Annotated in this window: 13 protein-coding genes; 9 read left to right on the top strand and 4 right to left on the bottom strand. The window is 71.0% G+C overall.

The window, feature by feature from the left end; translation table 11 throughout:
• Nucleotides 1-156: 156 nt before the first annotated feature.
• Complete coding sequence (locus tag G5C51_RS31225) at nucleotides 157-1,764, bottom strand: FadD3 family acyl-CoA ligase (RefSeq protein ID WP_165242232.1); 1,608 nt, start codon at nucleotides 1,762-1,764, stop codon at nucleotides 157-159.
• A gap of 87 nt (nucleotides 1,765-1,851) precedes the next feature.
• Between G5C51_RS31225 and G5C51_RS31230 the strand changes: the two genes are divergently transcribed.
• The 4 genes from G5C51_RS31230 (at nucleotide 1,852) to G5C51_RS31245 (ending at nucleotide 4,955) form a co-directional block, all read left to right on the top strand.
• Nucleotides 1,852-3,006, top strand: a complete 1,155-nt coding sequence (locus tag G5C51_RS31230; protein WP_165242234.1) for a lipid-transfer protein — start codon at nucleotides 1,852-1,854, stop codon at nucleotides 3,004-3,006.
• 2 nt (nucleotides 3,007-3,008) lie between these two features.
• Nucleotides 3,009-3,461 carry a Zn-ribbon domain-containing OB-fold protein gene (locus G5C51_RS31235; RefSeq protein WP_165242236.1) on the top strand — a complete coding sequence of 151 codons (453 nt, stop codon included), beginning with the start codon at nucleotides 3,009-3,011 and terminating at the stop codon, nucleotides 3,459-3,461.
• Entirely contained in the window at nucleotides 3,458-4,222 is a 765-nt protein-coding gene (locus G5C51_RS31240) for an enoyl-CoA hydratase-related protein (RefSeq protein WP_165242238.1), read from the top strand. The genes G5C51_RS31235 and G5C51_RS31240 overlap by 4 nt, the downstream gene beginning before the upstream one ends.
• Before the next feature lie 82 nt (nucleotides 4,223-4,304).
• Nucleotides 4,305-4,955, top strand: coding sequence for a hypothetical protein (locus G5C51_RS31245; protein WP_165242240.1), 651 nt, complete (start codon nucleotides 4,305-4,307; stop codon nucleotides 4,953-4,955).
• A gap of 98 nt (nucleotides 4,956-5,053) precedes the next feature.
• On the opposite strand, the gene G5C51_RS31250 is transcribed toward G5C51_RS31245, so the two are convergent.
• Together G5C51_RS31250 and afsR are read right to left on the bottom strand one after the other, a co-directional pair.
• Nucleotides 5,054-5,224, bottom strand: a complete 171-nt coding sequence (locus tag G5C51_RS31250; RefSeq protein WP_165242242.1) for a hypothetical protein — start codon at nucleotides 5,222-5,224, stop codon at nucleotides 5,054-5,056.
• 226 nt (nucleotides 5,225-5,450) lie between these two features.
• Nucleotides 5,451-8,417 (bottom strand): SARP-family global regulator AfsR, encoded by a 2,967-nt coding sequence (gene afsR, locus G5C51_RS31255; protein ID WP_476715146.1) that lies wholly within the window; start codon nucleotides 8,415-8,417, stop codon nucleotides 5,451-5,453.
• Between the two features lie 178 nt (nucleotides 8,418-8,595).
• On the opposite strand from afsR, the gene G5C51_RS31260 reads away from it, so the two are divergent.
• Nucleotides 8,596-9,834: an amidohydrolase family protein gene (locus G5C51_RS31260; RefSeq protein WP_165242246.1), complete on the top strand. Its 1,239-nt coding sequence runs from the start codon at nucleotides 8,596-8,598 to the stop codon at nucleotides 9,832-9,834.
• Between the two features lie 5 nt (nucleotides 9,835-9,839).
• On the opposite strand, the gene G5C51_RS31265 is transcribed toward G5C51_RS31260, so the two are convergent.
• Entirely contained in the window at nucleotides 9,840-10,556 is a 717-nt protein-coding gene (locus G5C51_RS31265) for a class I SAM-dependent methyltransferase (protein ID WP_165242248.1), read from the bottom strand.
• A gap of 209 nt (nucleotides 10,557-10,765) precedes the next feature.
• Here G5C51_RS31265 and G5C51_RS31270 point away from each other — a divergent pair, with 209 nt between their 5' ends.
• The 4 genes from G5C51_RS31270 (at nucleotide 10,766) to G5C51_RS31285 (ending at nucleotide 15,443) form a co-directional block, all read left to right on the top strand.
• The gene (locus G5C51_RS31270; protein ID WP_240930059.1) at nucleotides 10,766-11,677 is read left to right on the top strand and encodes an LLM class F420-dependent oxidoreductase; all 912 of its coding nucleotides are present in this window, start codon (nucleotides 10,766-10,768) and stop codon (nucleotides 11,675-11,677) included.
• Between the two features lie 9 nt (nucleotides 11,678-11,686).
• Entirely contained in the window at nucleotides 11,687-12,442 is a 756-nt protein-coding gene (locus tag G5C51_RS31275; protein ID WP_165242252.1) for an SDR family NAD(P)-dependent oxidoreductase, read from the top strand.
• 118 nt (nucleotides 12,443-12,560) lie between these two features.
• Nucleotides 12,561-13,691 (top strand): LLM class flavin-dependent oxidoreductase, encoded by a 1,131-nt coding sequence (locus G5C51_RS31280; RefSeq protein WP_165242254.1) that lies wholly within the window; start codon nucleotides 12,561-12,563, stop codon nucleotides 13,689-13,691.
• A gap of 18 nt (nucleotides 13,692-13,709) precedes the next feature.
• On the top strand, nucleotides 13,710-15,443 hold the full coding sequence (locus tag G5C51_RS31285; RefSeq protein WP_165242256.1) for an N-acyl-D-amino-acid deacylase family protein: 1,734 nt from the start codon (nucleotides 13,710-13,712) through the stop codon (nucleotides 15,441-15,443).
• Nucleotides 15,444-15,591: the final 148 nt, after the last annotated feature.

Here is a 15,591-nt window from a genome sequence, read left to right on the forward strand (position 1 = left end):
GGGTCGGGGCGGGTGATGGACAGGGCGCCGATGTGCGGTTCGGCGAGGAAGGCTTCGCGTTCGTTCTGCGGCAGCGGCATAGTCGCTCAGAGCTCCTCGTAAAGCGTGGTACGGGTGTGCAGAGCTATGCCTACCGAAGCGGATCCGCCGGGCCGGCTATTCCCGCAGGCGTGTCTTGAGGACCTTGCCGCTCGCGTTGCGCGGGAGCTCCGGGAGGAAGGTCACCTGGCGCGGGACCTTGTAGTTCGCCATCTCGCGCCGGGCCCAGGCGATCAGCTCGTCCTCGTCGAGCGAGGTGCCCGCGCGGCGTACGACGAAGGCCTTGCCGACCTCGCCGAGGCGGGCGTCGGGGACGCCGATCACGGCCACGTCCGCCACCGCCGGGTGCAGGCCGAGAGTCTGCTCGATCTCGGCCGGATAGGCATTGAAGCCGCCGGCTATGAACATGTCCTTGATGCGGTCCGTGATGCGGAGGTTCCCGCCCTCGTCCAGTACGCCCACGTCCCCCGTCCGCAGCCAGCCGTCCTCGGTGATGGCCTGCGCGGTTTCCTCCGGGGCCTCGAAGTAGCCCCGCATGACGTTGTATCCGCGGGCCATGACCTCGCCCGGCTCGCCCGCCGGCAGCGTCCGCCCCGCCGCGTCGACGACCTTCACCTCCGTGCCGGGTATCGCCCGGCCGCTGGTCGCCGCGATCACCTCGGCCGGGTCGCCGCGGCGGCACATCGTGACGATGCCGGAGGCCTCCGTCAGCCCGTATGCCGTCAGGACGGTCCCGATCTTGAGCTCGTCGCGCAGCCGCTCCACCAGCCGCAGCGGGATCACCGCGGCGCCCGTCACCACCAGGCGCAGCGCCGAGAGGTCGTACGTGTCCCGGGCCGGGTGGTCGAGCAGCTGCTGGTGGATGGTGGGCGGGCCCGGGAGCACGCTGACGCGCTCCGCCGAGATGTTGGCGAGGGCCGTGTCCACGTTGAAGACCGGCTGCGGGATCATCGTCGCGCCGCGCGTGAGACAGGCGATGACGCCGGCCTTGTAGCCGAAGGTGTGGAAGAAGGGATTGATGATCAGGTAGCGGTCGCCCTCCTCCAGGCCGCCGAGCTCGGCCCAGGCGTCGTAGGCGCGCAGGGTCTGGGCGTGGGAGATCACCGCGCCCTTGGGGTGGCCGGTGGTGCCGGAGGTGAAGATGATGTCCGAGGGGTCGTCCGGACCGATCTCCGCCGAGCGGGCGGTGACCTGCTGCGACGGGACGTCCTCGCCCGTCGCCAGGAAGGCGTTCCAGGTGCGGAAGTCCTCCGGGGCGTCGTCCGAGAGCACCACCACGTCCTCGAGGTGCGGCAACCCGGGCAGCGGGCCCGCGCCCGGCCCCTCGCCCGCCGCGCGGCGCAGCGAGGAGACGTACGACGTGCCGAGGAAGGTGCCGGTGACGAAGAGGGTGCGGGCGCGGGAGCGCTCCAGGACGTACGCGGCCTCGCTGCCCTTGAAGCGGGTGTTGATGGGTACGAGCACCGCGCCCGCCGTCACCGCGCCGAGGGCGGCGACGATCCACTCCAGGGTGTTCGGCGCCCAGATCGCCACCCGGTCGCCGCGCCGCACGCCCGAGGCGATGCAGGCGGCGGCGGCGCGGTCGACGCGGGTGCCGAGGTCCGCGTAGCTGATGCGGGTGCGGCCGCTGACGACCGCCTCGCGGCCGGCGTGGGCCGTCGCCGCGTGGCGCACCAGGGCGGGGATGGTGTCCCACGCCGGGCCGGCTGCCTTCTGCACTGCCATGTCCCCTCCCGGTAGCTGACTATCCGTCAGATTAGCGGTAGCCTTCCCCGCTGTCAGCAGCGAGAACAGTGACACCGGGAGGTGGCGATGGGGGTTTCCACCCTCAAAGACGTGACCGCGATAGCCGGCATCGGACAGACGCCCTTCGCGAAACAACTCCCGGAGTCCGAGAAGGCCTTGGCCTGCCGCGCGATCCTCGCCGCGCTCGACGACGCCGGCATCAAGCCCGCCGAGGTCGACGCCTTCGCCTCGTACACGATGGAGAACACCGACGAGGTCGAGGTTGCCAAGGCGATCGGCGCGGGCGATGTGACCTTCTTCGCCAAGACCGGTTACGGCGGCGGCGGTTCCTGCGGCACCATCGCGCACCTGTCCGCCGCCATCGCCACCGGCCAGGCCACCGTCGGCGTCGCCTGGCGGTCGCGGAAGCGCGGCAGCGGCCCGCGCCCGTGGACCAACACCGCGGTGCAGCTGCCGACTCCGGCGCAGTGGACCCGGCCGTACGGGCTGCTCAGGCCGGCCGACGAGATCGGGATGCTGACGCGGCGGTACATGCACGAGTACGGCGCCACCCGCGACCATCTGTTCAATGTGGCGCTCGCCTGCCGGAATCGCGCGAACCAGAACCCCGCCGCGATGATGTACGAGCGCCCGATGACCCGCGAGTCGTACATGTCCTCGCGCTGGATCAGCGAGCCGCTGTGCCTCTTCGACAACTGCCTGGAGACGGACGGCGCGCTGGCGTGCGTGGTCGTCTCGGCGGAGCGGGCGCGGGATCTGCGGCAGAAGCCGGTCTACGTGCATTCGGCCGCCCAGGGTCTGCCCGCCCAGCACCACGGGATGGTCAACTACTGGAATGACGACCCGCTTTCGGGCCCGTCGTGGACCGCCGCCCGCCACCTGTGGAAGTCGGCGGACTTCGGCCCCGATGATGTCGATGTGGCCCAGATCTACGACGCCTTCACGCCACTGATCCCGCTGTCCCTGGAGGGCTACGGCTTCTGCGGCCGCGGCGAGGGCGCCGCCTTCACCGAGGGCGGGGCGCTGGAGACCGGCGGCCGGCTGCCGATCAACACCTCCGGCGGCGGCCTCTCGGAGGCGTATGTGCACGGCTTCAACCTGATCAACGAGGGCGTCCGCCAGCTGCGCGGCACCTCCACCGCCCAGGTCCCGAACGCCGCGACCTGCCTGGTCACGGCGGGCGAGGGTGTCCCGACGTCCGCGCTGCTGCTGAGGAGCTGAAGATGACGTCCCCGCAGAACGAACTCCTGCAGCCCGTCCCCGACGACGACGGCGCCCCCTTCTGGGAGTACGCCGCCCGCGGCGAGCTGCGCATGCAGGCCTGCGCCGCGGAAGGCTGCGGCGAGCTGCGCTTCCCGCCGCGCCCGTGCTGCCCGCACTGCCAGAGCTTCGACAGCGAGTGGCGGCTGATGAGCGGCCGCGGCCGGATCTGGTCGTACGTGACCGCGCACCCGCCGCTGCTGCCCGCGTACGCCGCGCTGGCCCCGTACGACGTGGTGCTGGTGGAGCTCGCCGAGGCGCCGCAGATCCGGCTTGTCGGCAATCTCGTCGGGAACGGGAACGGCAATGGCAACGGCTCGGCGCCGAAGCCGCGCATCGGCGCCGCGGTGACGGCGGACTTCCGGGAGCATCCGGACGGCCTGCCGCTGCCGCACTGGCGGCTGGAGCGGCCGTGAGCCTGCGTACGCATATCGAGGACGGCGTCGCGACCGTCACGCTCGACCGGCCGGAGCGGCTCAACGCCATCGACCTGGAGACGGCGGCTGCGCTGCGCGAGCTCTGGCGGGGCTACCGCTTCCGGGAGGACGTCCGCGCGGTGGTGCTGACCGGGGCGGGGGAACGGGCGTTCTCGACCGGCATCGACCGGTCGGCGGAGGTGCCGCAGCCGGTGTCGCCGTATGTCATCGACGACCCCCTGCTCGACATCGGGCCGAAGACGCAGGACCTGTGGGTGCCGGTGATCGGCGCCGTGAACGGGATGGCCTGCGGCGGCGCCTTCTATCTCCTCGGCGAGTGCGACTTCCTGGTGGCGGACGAGGAGGCGTCGTTCTTCGATCCGCATACGACATACGGGATGGTCAGCGCGTACGAGGCGATGATCCTGGCCCAGCGGCTGCCGTACGGCGAGGCGGCGCGGCTGGCGCTGATGGGGACGGCGGAGCGGGTGTCGGCGCGGCGGGCGTACGAGACCGGGCTGGTCTCCGAGCTGACGCCGCCGGGGCAGGCGGTGGAGGCGGCGCTACGGGCGGCGCGGACGCTGGCCTCGTACCCGCCGGCCGGGGTGCAGGGGACGGTGCGGGCGCTGTGGGCCGGGCGGCAGGCGGCGCGGGACCAGGCCTTTGCGCAGGCGCCGGCGCTGATCGGGCTGGGGAACCTGCCCGCGGAGGAGCAGGCGAAGCTGTTCACGGGGCGTGACCAGGGCTTTCACCTGCGTTAATGATCACCGGCTCGCAGGCCTGGCATATCGGGCGTAACGTCGAAATAAGGACGAAGCCCGATTGTGGGAGGCGTGCCAGACAATGCTCGAGAACGCTGCATCCAAGGTGCGATACCTGATCGGTTCCGCGCTCGTCCTGCTCGGAGCGGCGGCCGCCGTATGGAGCCCCTTCCGTCCCTGGTACGACGGCCGCCACGGCCGCGATTACGGCATCGGTCAGCTCTTCGACGGCATCACCGGGAACCGGTCGCCGATCATGGAGTCGATCATGCTGCCGATGATCGCGGCAGCACTGCTCGCGGTGATCGGAGTGCTGATGCGCTCGCGGATCGCCATCACCCTCGCGGCCCTGGTCGTGCTGGCCACGGTGGTGCTGTGGATGATCCGGCAGGGCCAGGTCGCCGACGGCCTCACGGTGAACGCGGACGGCACGGGCATGGACATCGGCGTCGCGAACGCCTGGTTCGCGGCGGTGTCGATGCTGCTGGGCGTGGCCATCATGGGCAACCCGCGCCGCGCGAAGGGCCGCCGACGCAAGGGCGACACGATCGTCGCTCCCGCACCGACCTCGGCCTACGAGCGAGGCCGCGAACACGCACCGGAGCCTCAGCCGCAGCCGGAGACGGCCCATCCGCTGCCTGACGCGATGCGGCGCCGGGCGCCGCAGGGAGTGGATCCGGAGCAGACGGCGGATGGTGCGCCGCCTCGCTTCCCGGATGACCGGGCGGCTTGAGCGGCTTGAGACGTGACGAAGCCCGACCGCGGCGGCTCCCCCTCTGTGCCGTCGTGGCCGGGCTTCGTCTTCCCCCGCCGGAAAGTCTGGTGGGTCGGTCAGGGCATGTGCCGACCGGTCGGCTTGACCACGTCGTCCGTCTTGGCCGGGTCGGTAGCCGGCGCCTCCGGCTCGGTGACGGGCTCCTCGTTCTCGCCGGGGCCCGGCATGTGGCGGCCGAGCGGCTTGACGACGGCCTCTTCCTCGGTGGTCTTCTTCTTGTCCGACATGGGCGTGGACTCCTTTACGCGGGACTACGTCGTGGAGTTGATGGGACGGTGGGCCTGCCCGGCAGCTCCCCCGAGTACTGCCGGACAGGCGTTCAGGGCCGCTCACACTAGTGCTTGAGTGAGCCCTGGCGACCCGCCGGCCCCCCGCTGCGCGGGTCGCTGGAGTAGAGCTTGGCGGGCGGCGATAAACGTTCGATGAACGAGCCGTTTTGCGGCGGTCGCGGCCTTACGCGGCCACCGCCGTGCTGAGCAGATCGCGCAGCTCAGCCGCCTCGGGGGCGTCCAGCTCATCGAAGATGGCGAGCGCCTCGGCCCAGCAGGCGCGGGCGCGCACATGCTGCCCGAGGGCGTCGAGGGACCTGCCGAGCAGCGTCAGCGTGGTCGCCCGTCGCTGCCGGCCGCCCAGGTCGCGGAGCCGGGCGAGGGACTGCTCCGCGTGCGCGGCCGCCCGCGCCGGACGGCGGGCGTCCAGGTGCAGTTCGGCGAGGCGGAAGAGGGTCATGCCCTCCCAGAACTGCTGCCGGTTCTCCTCGAAGGTCTGCAGCGCCTGCGCGTATTCGGATTCGGCGGCGGTGTGGCTGCCCATCGCGGCGAGGGCCATGCCGAGGGCGTACCGGCCGTTGGCCAGCCGCACCACGGACCCGTGTCGCACATAGATCGCCAGCGCCTTCTGAGCCAGCTCCACGGCGGAGGCGGTACGGCCCGTCATCAGGTGCACCCGGGACAGATTGCCCAGCGCGCTGGCCTCGTCCGGGTCCTGGCGCTCTCGGAAGGCGGCCAGGGACTGGTGCAGGTACGCCTCGGCGTCCGCGGGGCGGTTCTGCAGGCCCGCGATGATGGCCCGGTCGTTCGGCGCCTGGCTGCACACCACCGGGTCGCCGCAGGACTGGCCCAGCAGATACGCGTGTTGGGCCTCGGCGTCGGCCATGTCGAGGTTGCCCGCCATGCTGTGGGTCGCAGCCATGACGAGCCAGGCCCGGCCCTCCGCCCGCGGGTCCTCCGTCGCCCTGGCGGCATCGCGGACCGTGACCGCGGCCTGGCCGTACTGGAGCGAGAACGCTCCCGACTCCGCCAAGTCCTCCTGGGTGGCGAGGAGGAGGTCGGCGGCGCGCTGCAGGGTCCCGTTGTGCGACTGCTGCCGGACCGTGGCCAGCAGGCAGTCCGCCTCCGCGAACAGCCACTCGATGGCGGCGGAAGATGACGTGAAGTCCAGGCCCGCGGTCGCGGTCGACGCCAGATACCGCGGCAGCCCCTCGCCTGGCCGCCGCAGCTCGTACACCCGCGCCGCTGTTGCCAGATAGAAGTCCAGCAGCCGCGACAGCGCCGCAGCGCACTCCGTCGGCGGGTACTCGTCCCGCTCCGCGCACGCCCGCGCGTACAGCCGTACCAGATCGTGGAAGCGATACCGCCCGGGCGCCGCCGACTCCAGCAGCGAGGCGTCGACCAGCGACTCCAGCAGGTCTTCGGTCTCCTCCGCCCCGCGGTCGAGCATCGCCGCGGCGGCCGCGAGGGAGATGTCCGGGCCGTCCGCCAGACCCAGCAGCCGGAAGGCCCGCGCCTGCGACCGCGTCAGCTGCCCGTAGCCCAGCTCGAAGGTGGCCTTCACCGCCTGGTCGCCGGCCTGGAGTTCGTCCAGGCGGCGGCGCTCGTCCGAGAGCTTCGAGGCCAGCACCGAGACCGTCCAGGTGCGGCGGGCGGCCAGCCGGGATGCCGCGATACGGATCGCCAGGGGCAGGAAGCCGCAGGCGGCGACCACGTCCATGGCGGCCTCGTGCTCGTTCTGCACCCGCTCCTCGCCGACGATCTTCGTGAAGAGCAGCATGGCCTCGTCCGGCGCCATCACATCCAGGTCGACCAGGTGCGCCCCGGACAGGTCCACCATCCGGTGCCGGCTCGTGATCAGCGCCGCGCAGCCCTCCGCGCCCGGCAGCAGTGGCCGGATCTGGGCCGCGTCGCGGGCGTTGTCGAGGAGAGCCAGCACGCGGCGGCCCGACAGCAGCGAGCGGTAGAGCGCCGAGCGCTCCTCGACGCCGTCCGGTATCGCCGAGTCCTTGGTGCCCAGTGCCCGCAGAAAGGACCCGAGCACCGCCTCCGGCTCGGCCGGCGTGCCCGAGCCCTGCAGGTCCACGTACAGCTGGCCGTCCGGGAAGAACTCCCGCGCCGCGTGCGCCACATGCACGGCAAGGGTCGTCTTCCCGACTCCGCCGATGCCCGCGACCGCCGATACGGCCATCACGTTGCCGTCCGCGGTGGCCAGGATCTCGCAGAGCTCCTTGACGGAGTCCGCGCGCCCGGTGAAGTCCGAGACGCAGGCGGGCAGTTGCGCGGGCCGGATCACCGGCGGCTCCGCCGCCTCGTCGTCCTCCGCCCGCGGCGCCGACAGCCCTTCGTCCGCCCGCAGGATCCGCTCCTGCAGCTCCGACAGCTCCGGGCGCGGGTCCACCCCGAGCTCATCCGCCAGCAGCCGCCGGGTGTCCGCGTAGACGGCGAGCGCCTCGGCCTGCCGGCCGCTGCGGTACAGCGCCAGCATCAGCAGCTCGCGCAGCCGTTCCCGAAGGGGATGTGCCGCGGTCAGGGCGGTGAGTTCGGAGACCGCGTCCGCGTGGTGGCCGGAGTCGAGCTCGACCTGCAGCCGGGCCTCCTGGAGCGACAGGCGCCACTCCTCCAGCCGGGTGCGCTCCAGATCGGCGTACGGGCCCGGCAGGCCGGCCAGCGGCTCGCCCTCCCAGGCGTCGAGCGCCTCGCCGTACAGCTCCCGGGCGTGCGTCAGGTCGCCGGCGGCGAGCGCGTCCTCGGCCTCCGCCGCCAGCGTCGCGGCCCGGTCGGCGTCCAGCGCCGCCACCGCCCGCATCGCATACCCGCCCGCCTCGCTGACCAGCGCGTTCGCGCCGAGCACCTTGCGCAGCCGGGACGCGTACGTGCGCAGCGCGGCCAGCGCCCGCGGCGGTGGCTCCTCGCCCCACAGCGCGTCGACCAGCTCCTGTGCGGTCGCCGTGCGGCCGCCGCGGAGCAGCAGCGCGGCAAGCATGGCGCGCTGCTGGGGCGAGCCGATTGCCAACGGCTCCCCGCCCCGCCACGCGCGGACCGGCCCGAGCACCGCGAAGTGCAGCTCTCCCGCTGCCACCTGCTCAGCTGTCGCTGTCATCCCCCGAAGCGCGTCCTCGCTCATGGCCGTCCCCCTCCCCGTGGTCATATGCACATCATCCCCGGCCAAGTCTGCCCTGTGAAAGGGGAATTCGTCAGCTGCGGATACGGACGTTCCGATACCGCAACCCGCGCCGGCGGGCGATGCCGAGCCGCCGGTGAGCCGCCGGTGATAAGCGCGGTCCGCGTAGCTGACGGACCGTCAGATGGGCGCTACGGTGGTCGGCATGGAGACTCCAGCACAGAACGCCATTCCCCGGATCATCTCCGTGGACGACCACACCGTTGAGCCCCCGAACGTCTGGCAGGACCGGCTCCCGGCCAAATACGCCGACGTCGGACCGCGTATCGTGCGCGCCCCGCTGAAGGAAATGACCTTCATGGGAGGCAAGTTCGCGCCGAAGATGGGAGCGCCCGGCGACGACGGCCCGATCGGCGACTGGTGGGTGTACGAGGACCTGCACCGGCCGCTGACCCGGCTCGACACCGCGGTCGGCTACTCCCGCGACGAGATCAAGCTCGAGGTCATCACGTACGAGCAGATGCGGCCCGGCTCCTTCTCCGTCAAGGAGCGGCTCGAGGACATGGACGTCAACCACGTCCAGTCCGCCCTCTGCTTCCCCACCTTCCCGCGCTTCTGCGGGCAGACCTTCACCGAGGCCAAGGACAAGGAGCTCGGGCTGCTCTGCGTGCAGGCGTACAACGACTGGATGGTGGAGGAATGGTGCGGCCAGGACGCGCAGGGCCGGCTGATACCGCTGCCGATCATCCCGCTCTGGGACGCCGAGCTGGCTGCCGCCGAGGTCCGCCGCAACGCCGCCCGCGGCGCCCGCGCCGTGTGCTTCTCCGAGATCCCGCCCTTCCTCGGGCTGCCGTCGATCCACTCCGACGACTGGGACCCCTTCCTGCGCGCCTGCGAGGAGACGCAGACCGTCATCGCCATGCACATCGGCTCGTCGTCCAAGATGCCGTCCACCTCGGCGGACGCCCCGCCCGCCGTCGGCTCCACCATCACCTTCGCCAACTGCTGCTACTCGATGGTCGACTGGCTGATGAGCGGCAAGCTGGAGCGCTTCCCGGACCTGAAGATCATGTACGCGGAGGGCCAGATCGGCTGGATCCCGTACATCCTGGAGCGCGCCGACGTCGTCTGGGAGGAGAACCGCGGCTGGGGCGGCGTCGCCGACAAGGTGACGGTGCCGCCGTCGGAGACCTTCAAGAACCGGATCTTCGGCTGCTTCTTCGACGACGCCTTCGGCCTGAAGAATCTGGACTCGATCGGCGTCGCGAATGTCCTCTACGAGACCGACTACCCGCACTCCGACTCCACCTGGCCGAAGTCCCGCGAGGTGGCGGAGACGCAGATGGGGCACCTGGCGCCGGACGTCATCGAGCGGATCGTGCGCGGGAACGCGATCGATCTGCTGGGGCTGACGGCGGAGGGGCTGTGGGCCGGTTCTGAGTAAGTCCGCTACACAGGCACCGCCCGCACCCACACCCCGTCATCCGTCAGATACCGGTCCACCGCCAGCCCGGCCGCGTCCAGGTGCCCCTCGAAGGCCTCCTCCGTGAGCGGGCGGCTGAAGAACTCGTGCGCCCACGTCGCGTCCGGCCATACGTACTCCATCCGCATCCGCAGCCGCCCGTCCCCGGCCGGTTCCGCCGACACCACCCGCGTGGTGCAGCCGGCGGCCTCGTCGTGGCGCTCGTGCGGCAGCGACCGGTTGGTGTGCCAGTCGGGGCCCTCGCGCTCGATGAGTACGCAGCCGTCCGCGCGGACATGGCGGCGGCAGGCGGCCAGCAGTGCTGCGCGCTGCCGGTCGTCCACGGTGTGCACCAGGAAGGAGGCGAGCGTCACCGCGTCGAAGCGCTCGCCCAGGTCGAGGTCCTCGATCGGGGCGTGCACCGTGCGCGCGGCGGGAGCGCGGTCACGTACCCGCTCCAGCATCTCGGCCGACTCGTCGACGGCGGTGACCCGGAAGCCGCGCGCGGCGAGCGGCTCGGTCACCCGCCCGGCGCCGCAGCCGAGTTCCAGCAGCGTGGCGCCGGCCGGGATCGCCGCGGCGATGACGTCCGGCTCGCGACCCGCCTTCAGCCGGGCGTAGAGATCGACCGCGCACCCGTCCGGGGTCTTCGCACCGGGCCCGGTGCCGCGGTGCCCGGCGTGCCTTGCCGTGGGATTCGTCATGCCCGGAAGACGTGTGACGGGACGGGCAGAGTTCCGTGGTCCGCCGCGCCCGGTTCCCCTGCGCCTCTTGTCTGATGGACCGTCAGATAGGACGATGCCCGCACATCGCACCGATGCCCGCACATCGCACCAAGGACATCGCACCACGGGCCGAACCAGCCGGAGGACCTCCCGTGCGCATACTCCCCGAGGGCCGCCTGTCGTACGGCATGCAGCTGCCCATCCAGTCCCAGTCGACCATCTACGCCGAGCCCTGGGAGGCCTCCGCCACCGTCGAGGATCTCGCCGAGGTGGTGCGGACCGCGGACCGGACCGGCTTCGCGTACGTCGCCTGCTGCGACCACGTCGCCATCCCGGAGCGGCTCGCGGGGGCGATGTCGACCATCTGGTACGACCCCGTGGCCACGCTCTCGTACCTCGCCGGGATCACCGAGCGGGTGCGGCTGATGACGCATGTCGCGGTGCCGGGGCTGCGGCATCCGCTGCAGGTGGCGAAGCAGTACGCCACGCTGGACCACCTCTCCGACGGGCGGCTGATCCTCGGCGTCGGAGCCGGGCACGTACAGGAGGAATTCGCGGCGCTGGGCGTCGACTTCGAGCGGCGCGGGGCCGTACTCGACGAGGCCATGGACGCGCTCAAGGCGGCGCTCGGGCCGGAGGAGTTCCCGTCGCACAGCGGGGAGCGCTTCTCCTTCTCCGGGCTCGGGCAGCGGCCGCGCCCCGCGCAGACGCCGCGGCCGCCGCTGTGGGTGGGCGGGTCGTCGCCGGCGGCGACCCGCAGAGCCGCCGTACGCGGCGACGGCTGGCTGCCGCAGGGCGACCCGCGCGACAAGCTTCCGGGGCAGATCGCCCGCATCGAGCGGCTGCGCGCCGAGGCGGGGGTCGCGGACCCGATCGAGATCGGCGCCATCGCTGAGCCGCTGTACATCGGCGAGCCCGGCTGGGACACGGGTCGCCGCACCCGCACCGGCAAGCCGCAGGCCATCGCCGAGTCGCTGCGCGAGTTCAAGGCGATCGGCGTGCACCAGATCCAGCTCCGCTTCCGCTGCCGCAGCCGGACCGAACTCACCGACCAGATGGCGGCCTTCGCCGCCGACGTAGCTCCGCACCTGGACTCATAGGAGACGCAGATGGGCAAGCTCGACGGACGGGTCATCCTCATCACCGGCGCCGCGCGCGGCCAGGGCGAGCAGGAGGCGCGGATCTTCGCTGAGGAGGGGGCGCGGGTCGTACTCGCGGACGTCCTCGACGATGAGGGCGAGGCGATCGCCAAAGAGCTCGGCGAGGACCGCGCTCGCTATCTGCACCTGGACGTGAGCCAGGAGGACGAGTGGACCGCGGCCGTCGCTGCCGCCACCGACGCCTTCGGCAAGCTCGACGGCCTGGTGAACAACGCGGGCATTCTGCGCTTCAACTCGCTGGTGAAGACCCCGCTGGAGGAATACCAGCAGGTCGTGGCCGTGAACCAGGTCGGCGTCTTCCTCGGTATGAAGCACGCCGCCCCGCGCATCATCGATGCCGGCGGCGGCACGATCGTCAACACCGCCTCGTACGCAGGGCTGGCCGGGATGGCCGGCCTTACCTCCTACGCCGCCACCAAGGCCGCGATCCTCGGCATGACCCGCGTCGCCGCGATGGAGCTGTCGCGCAAGCAGATCCGGGTCAACGCCATCTGTCCGGGCGCCGTCGATACGCCCATGTCCAACCCCGGGGACATGGAGGGTCTCGACGATTTCTACGCCAAGATCGTGCCGCTCGGCCGGATCGGGCAGCCGGCGGAGGTGGCGAAGATGGCGCTCTTCCTGTCCTCGGACGACTCGTCGTACGTCACCGGGCAGCCCTTCGTGATCGACGGTGGCTGGCTGTCCGGGATCAGCCTGGACTGACGCTAGTTGACGGCTCATCAGGTCTTGACCCTGTCGCGGCACGGTGCAAGAGTCTGATGAAATCTGACGGAGCGTCAGAAACGCTTCGACCAACGCTTCGGTGAGGGAGTGAGCAGCCGTGGAATTCGGGCTCTTCGTGCAGGGATACGTGCCCGCCAAGCGCGCCAAGGCCGACCCGGAGGCCGAGCACCACGCGCTGATGGAGGAGACGCAATACGTCATCCAGGCGGACAAGTCGGGCTTCAAATACGCCTGGGCCTCCGAGCATCACTTCCTGGAGGAGTACTCGCACCTGTCCGCGAACGACGTCTTCCTGGGCTACCTGGCCCACGCCACCGAGCGCATCCACCTCGGCTCCGGCATCTTCAACCCGCTCGCCCCGGTCAACCACCCGGTGAAGGTGGCCGAGAAGGTCGCCATGCTCGACCACCTCTCCGAAGGACGCTTTGAGTTCGGCAGCGGCCGGGGCGCGGGCAGCCACGAAATCCTCGGCTTCTTCCCGGGGATCACGGACATGAACCACACCAAGGAACTCTGGGAAGAGACCATCGCCGAGTTCCCGAAGATGTGGCTGCAGGACGAGTACGTCGGCTTCCAGGGCAAGCACTGGTCGCTGCCGCCGCGCAAGATCCTGCCGAAGCCGTACGGCGGCTCGCACCCCGGCATGTGGTACGCGGCCGGGTCCCCGCCCTCGTACGCGATGGCGGCGAAGAAGGGCCTGGGCGTGCTCGGCTTCAGCGTGCAGAAGGTCTCCGACATGGAGTGGGTGCTGGAGTCGTACAAGGGCGCCATCAAGGACGCGGAGCCGGTCGGCGACTTCATCAACGACAACGTGATGGTGACGTCCACGGCGATCTGCGCGGAGACGCACGAGAAGGCGGTGCAGATCGCGCTGAACGGCGGCCTGAACTACCTGCAGTCGCTGCTCTTCCGCTACCACGACACCTTCCCGCGCCCGGAGGGCATCCCGGAGTGGCCGGAGCTGATCCCGGAGTACACCGAGGAGCTCGTGGAGTACCTGATCGAGCAGGAGCTGATGATCTGCGGCGATCCGGACGAGGTGCTGCGGGCGTGCAAGCGCTGGGAGCAGGCGGGCGCCGACCAGCTGTCGTTCGGGCTGCCGATCGGCGTCTCGTACGAGGACACCATCAACACGATCAAGCTCGTCGGGGAGCACGTGATCCCGAAGATCGACACCGACCCGGTGCACCGGACCACGCGCTTCCGCCAGGCGGCGGGCCAGGGCTGAGGGAGGGAAGTCGCTACCATGCTCGACCAGCTCATCAAGGGAGCCACCGTCGTCGACGGGACCGGGGCCGAGGCCCGGGTCGCGGACGTCGGGATACGCGACGGCCGGATCGTCGCCATCGGGTCGGTCGACGAGCCGGCCCGCACCACCGTCGAAGCCGAGGGCCAGATCCTGGCCCCGGGCTTCGTCGACCCGCATACGCACTACGACGCCCAGCTCTTCTGGGACCCGTACGCCACCCCGTCCATGAACCACGGCGTCACCACGGTGGCCGGCGGCAACTGCGGCTTCACCCTGGCGCCGCTCAACCCGGCCCGGCCGGACGACGCCGACTACACCCGCCGCATGATGTCCCGGGTCGAGGGCATGTCCCTGATCGCCCTCGAGGAGGGCGCGCCCTGGAACTGGAACAGCTTCGGCGACTACCTCGACGCCCTGGAGGGGCGGATCGCGGTCAACGCGGGCTTCATGGCGGGCCATTGCGCCCTGCGCCGGCACGTCATGGGCCCGGACGCGGTCGGCGGCCAGCCGACCGAGCAGCAGATGGAGGAGATGCTGCGCCTCTTCCACGCGGCCATGGACGCGGGCGCCTGGGGCCTGTCGACCACGCAGTCCTCCAGCCACTCGGACGGCGACGGCAAGCCGGTCGCCTCACGACACGCCAAGCCGGAAGAGCTGATCGCGCTGTCGAAGGCGGTCGCGGAGCATGAGGGCACGCAGCTTGAGGCCATCGTGGCCGGCTGCCTGGACCAGTTCGCGGACGAGGAGATCGACCTCTTCGTGGAGATGACGGCGGCCGCGGGCCGCCCGCTGAACTGGAACGTCCTCACCATCGACGCCGCCGTCCCGGAACGCGTCCCGCGCCAGCTGCTGGCGAGCGAACGGGCCCGTAAGGCGGGCGGCCGGATCGTCGCGCTGACGATGCCAATCCTGGTGCCGATGAACATGTCGCTGGGTACTTTCTGCGCGCTGAATCTGATCCCGGGTTGGGGCGACATCCTGGGGCTGCCGGTCCCGGAGCGGATCGCGAAGCTGCGCGATGCGTCCGTACGGGAGGAGATGCTGAAGCGGGCGAACAGCAAGGAGGCGGGGGTCTTCCGGCGGCTGGCGAACTTCGGGCGCTACGTCATCGGCGACACCTTCTCGGAGGCGAACGAGGGTCTTCAGGGGCGTGTGGTGCGCGACATCGCCGCCGAGCGGGGGCAGGACGCCTTCGAGTGTTTGGTGGAAATCTGCGCGAACGACGACCTCCGTACGGTCCTGTGGCCGATGCCGACCGACAACGACCCGGACAGCTGGGACTTGCGGCGGCAGACGTGGCAGCACGAGGACGTGATGCTGGGTGGTTCGGATGCGGGGGCCCATCTGGACCGGATGTGCGGTGCGCCGTACACGACGCGCTTCCTGGGGGACTGCCTGCGGGGGCGGAAGCTCGTGGGGTTGGAGGCGGCGGTGAAGATGCTGACGGATGACCCGGCACAGCTCTTCGGCCTTCGGGAGCGGGGGCGGATCGCGGAGGGGTATCACGCGGACCTGGTGCTCTTCGACCCGGACCGGATCGATGCGGGTCAGGCGCGGCTGGTGCATGACCTGCCGGGGGATAGTCCGCGGCTGGATTCGGAGGCGGTTGGGATTACGGGCGTTTGGGTCAATGGGATCCGGACGATCCGGGATGACGAGGTGACGGGGGCTATTCCCGGGAAGGTGCTGAGGTCGGGGCGGGATACGCGGACGGTGGCTACGAAGGCCTGAGCCAACTTGGCAGAGGCCGGTGGCGCCTTCTGCCCGACGGCTTGGCATCGGATGGTGACGGCCGCGATGCGGGCTCCCGCCGGTCCCGGTGCGGGTGGGAAGGCTGGCTACGGAAGGGGAGAGGGGCCGGGGCCGGTCGTGCCTGTCT

Source organism: Streptomyces coryli (assembly GCF_011044975.1).
In the GTDB taxonomy this organism is placed as follows: domain Bacteria; phylum Actinomycetota; class Actinomycetes; order Streptomycetales; family Streptomycetaceae; genus Streptomyces; species Streptomyces coryli.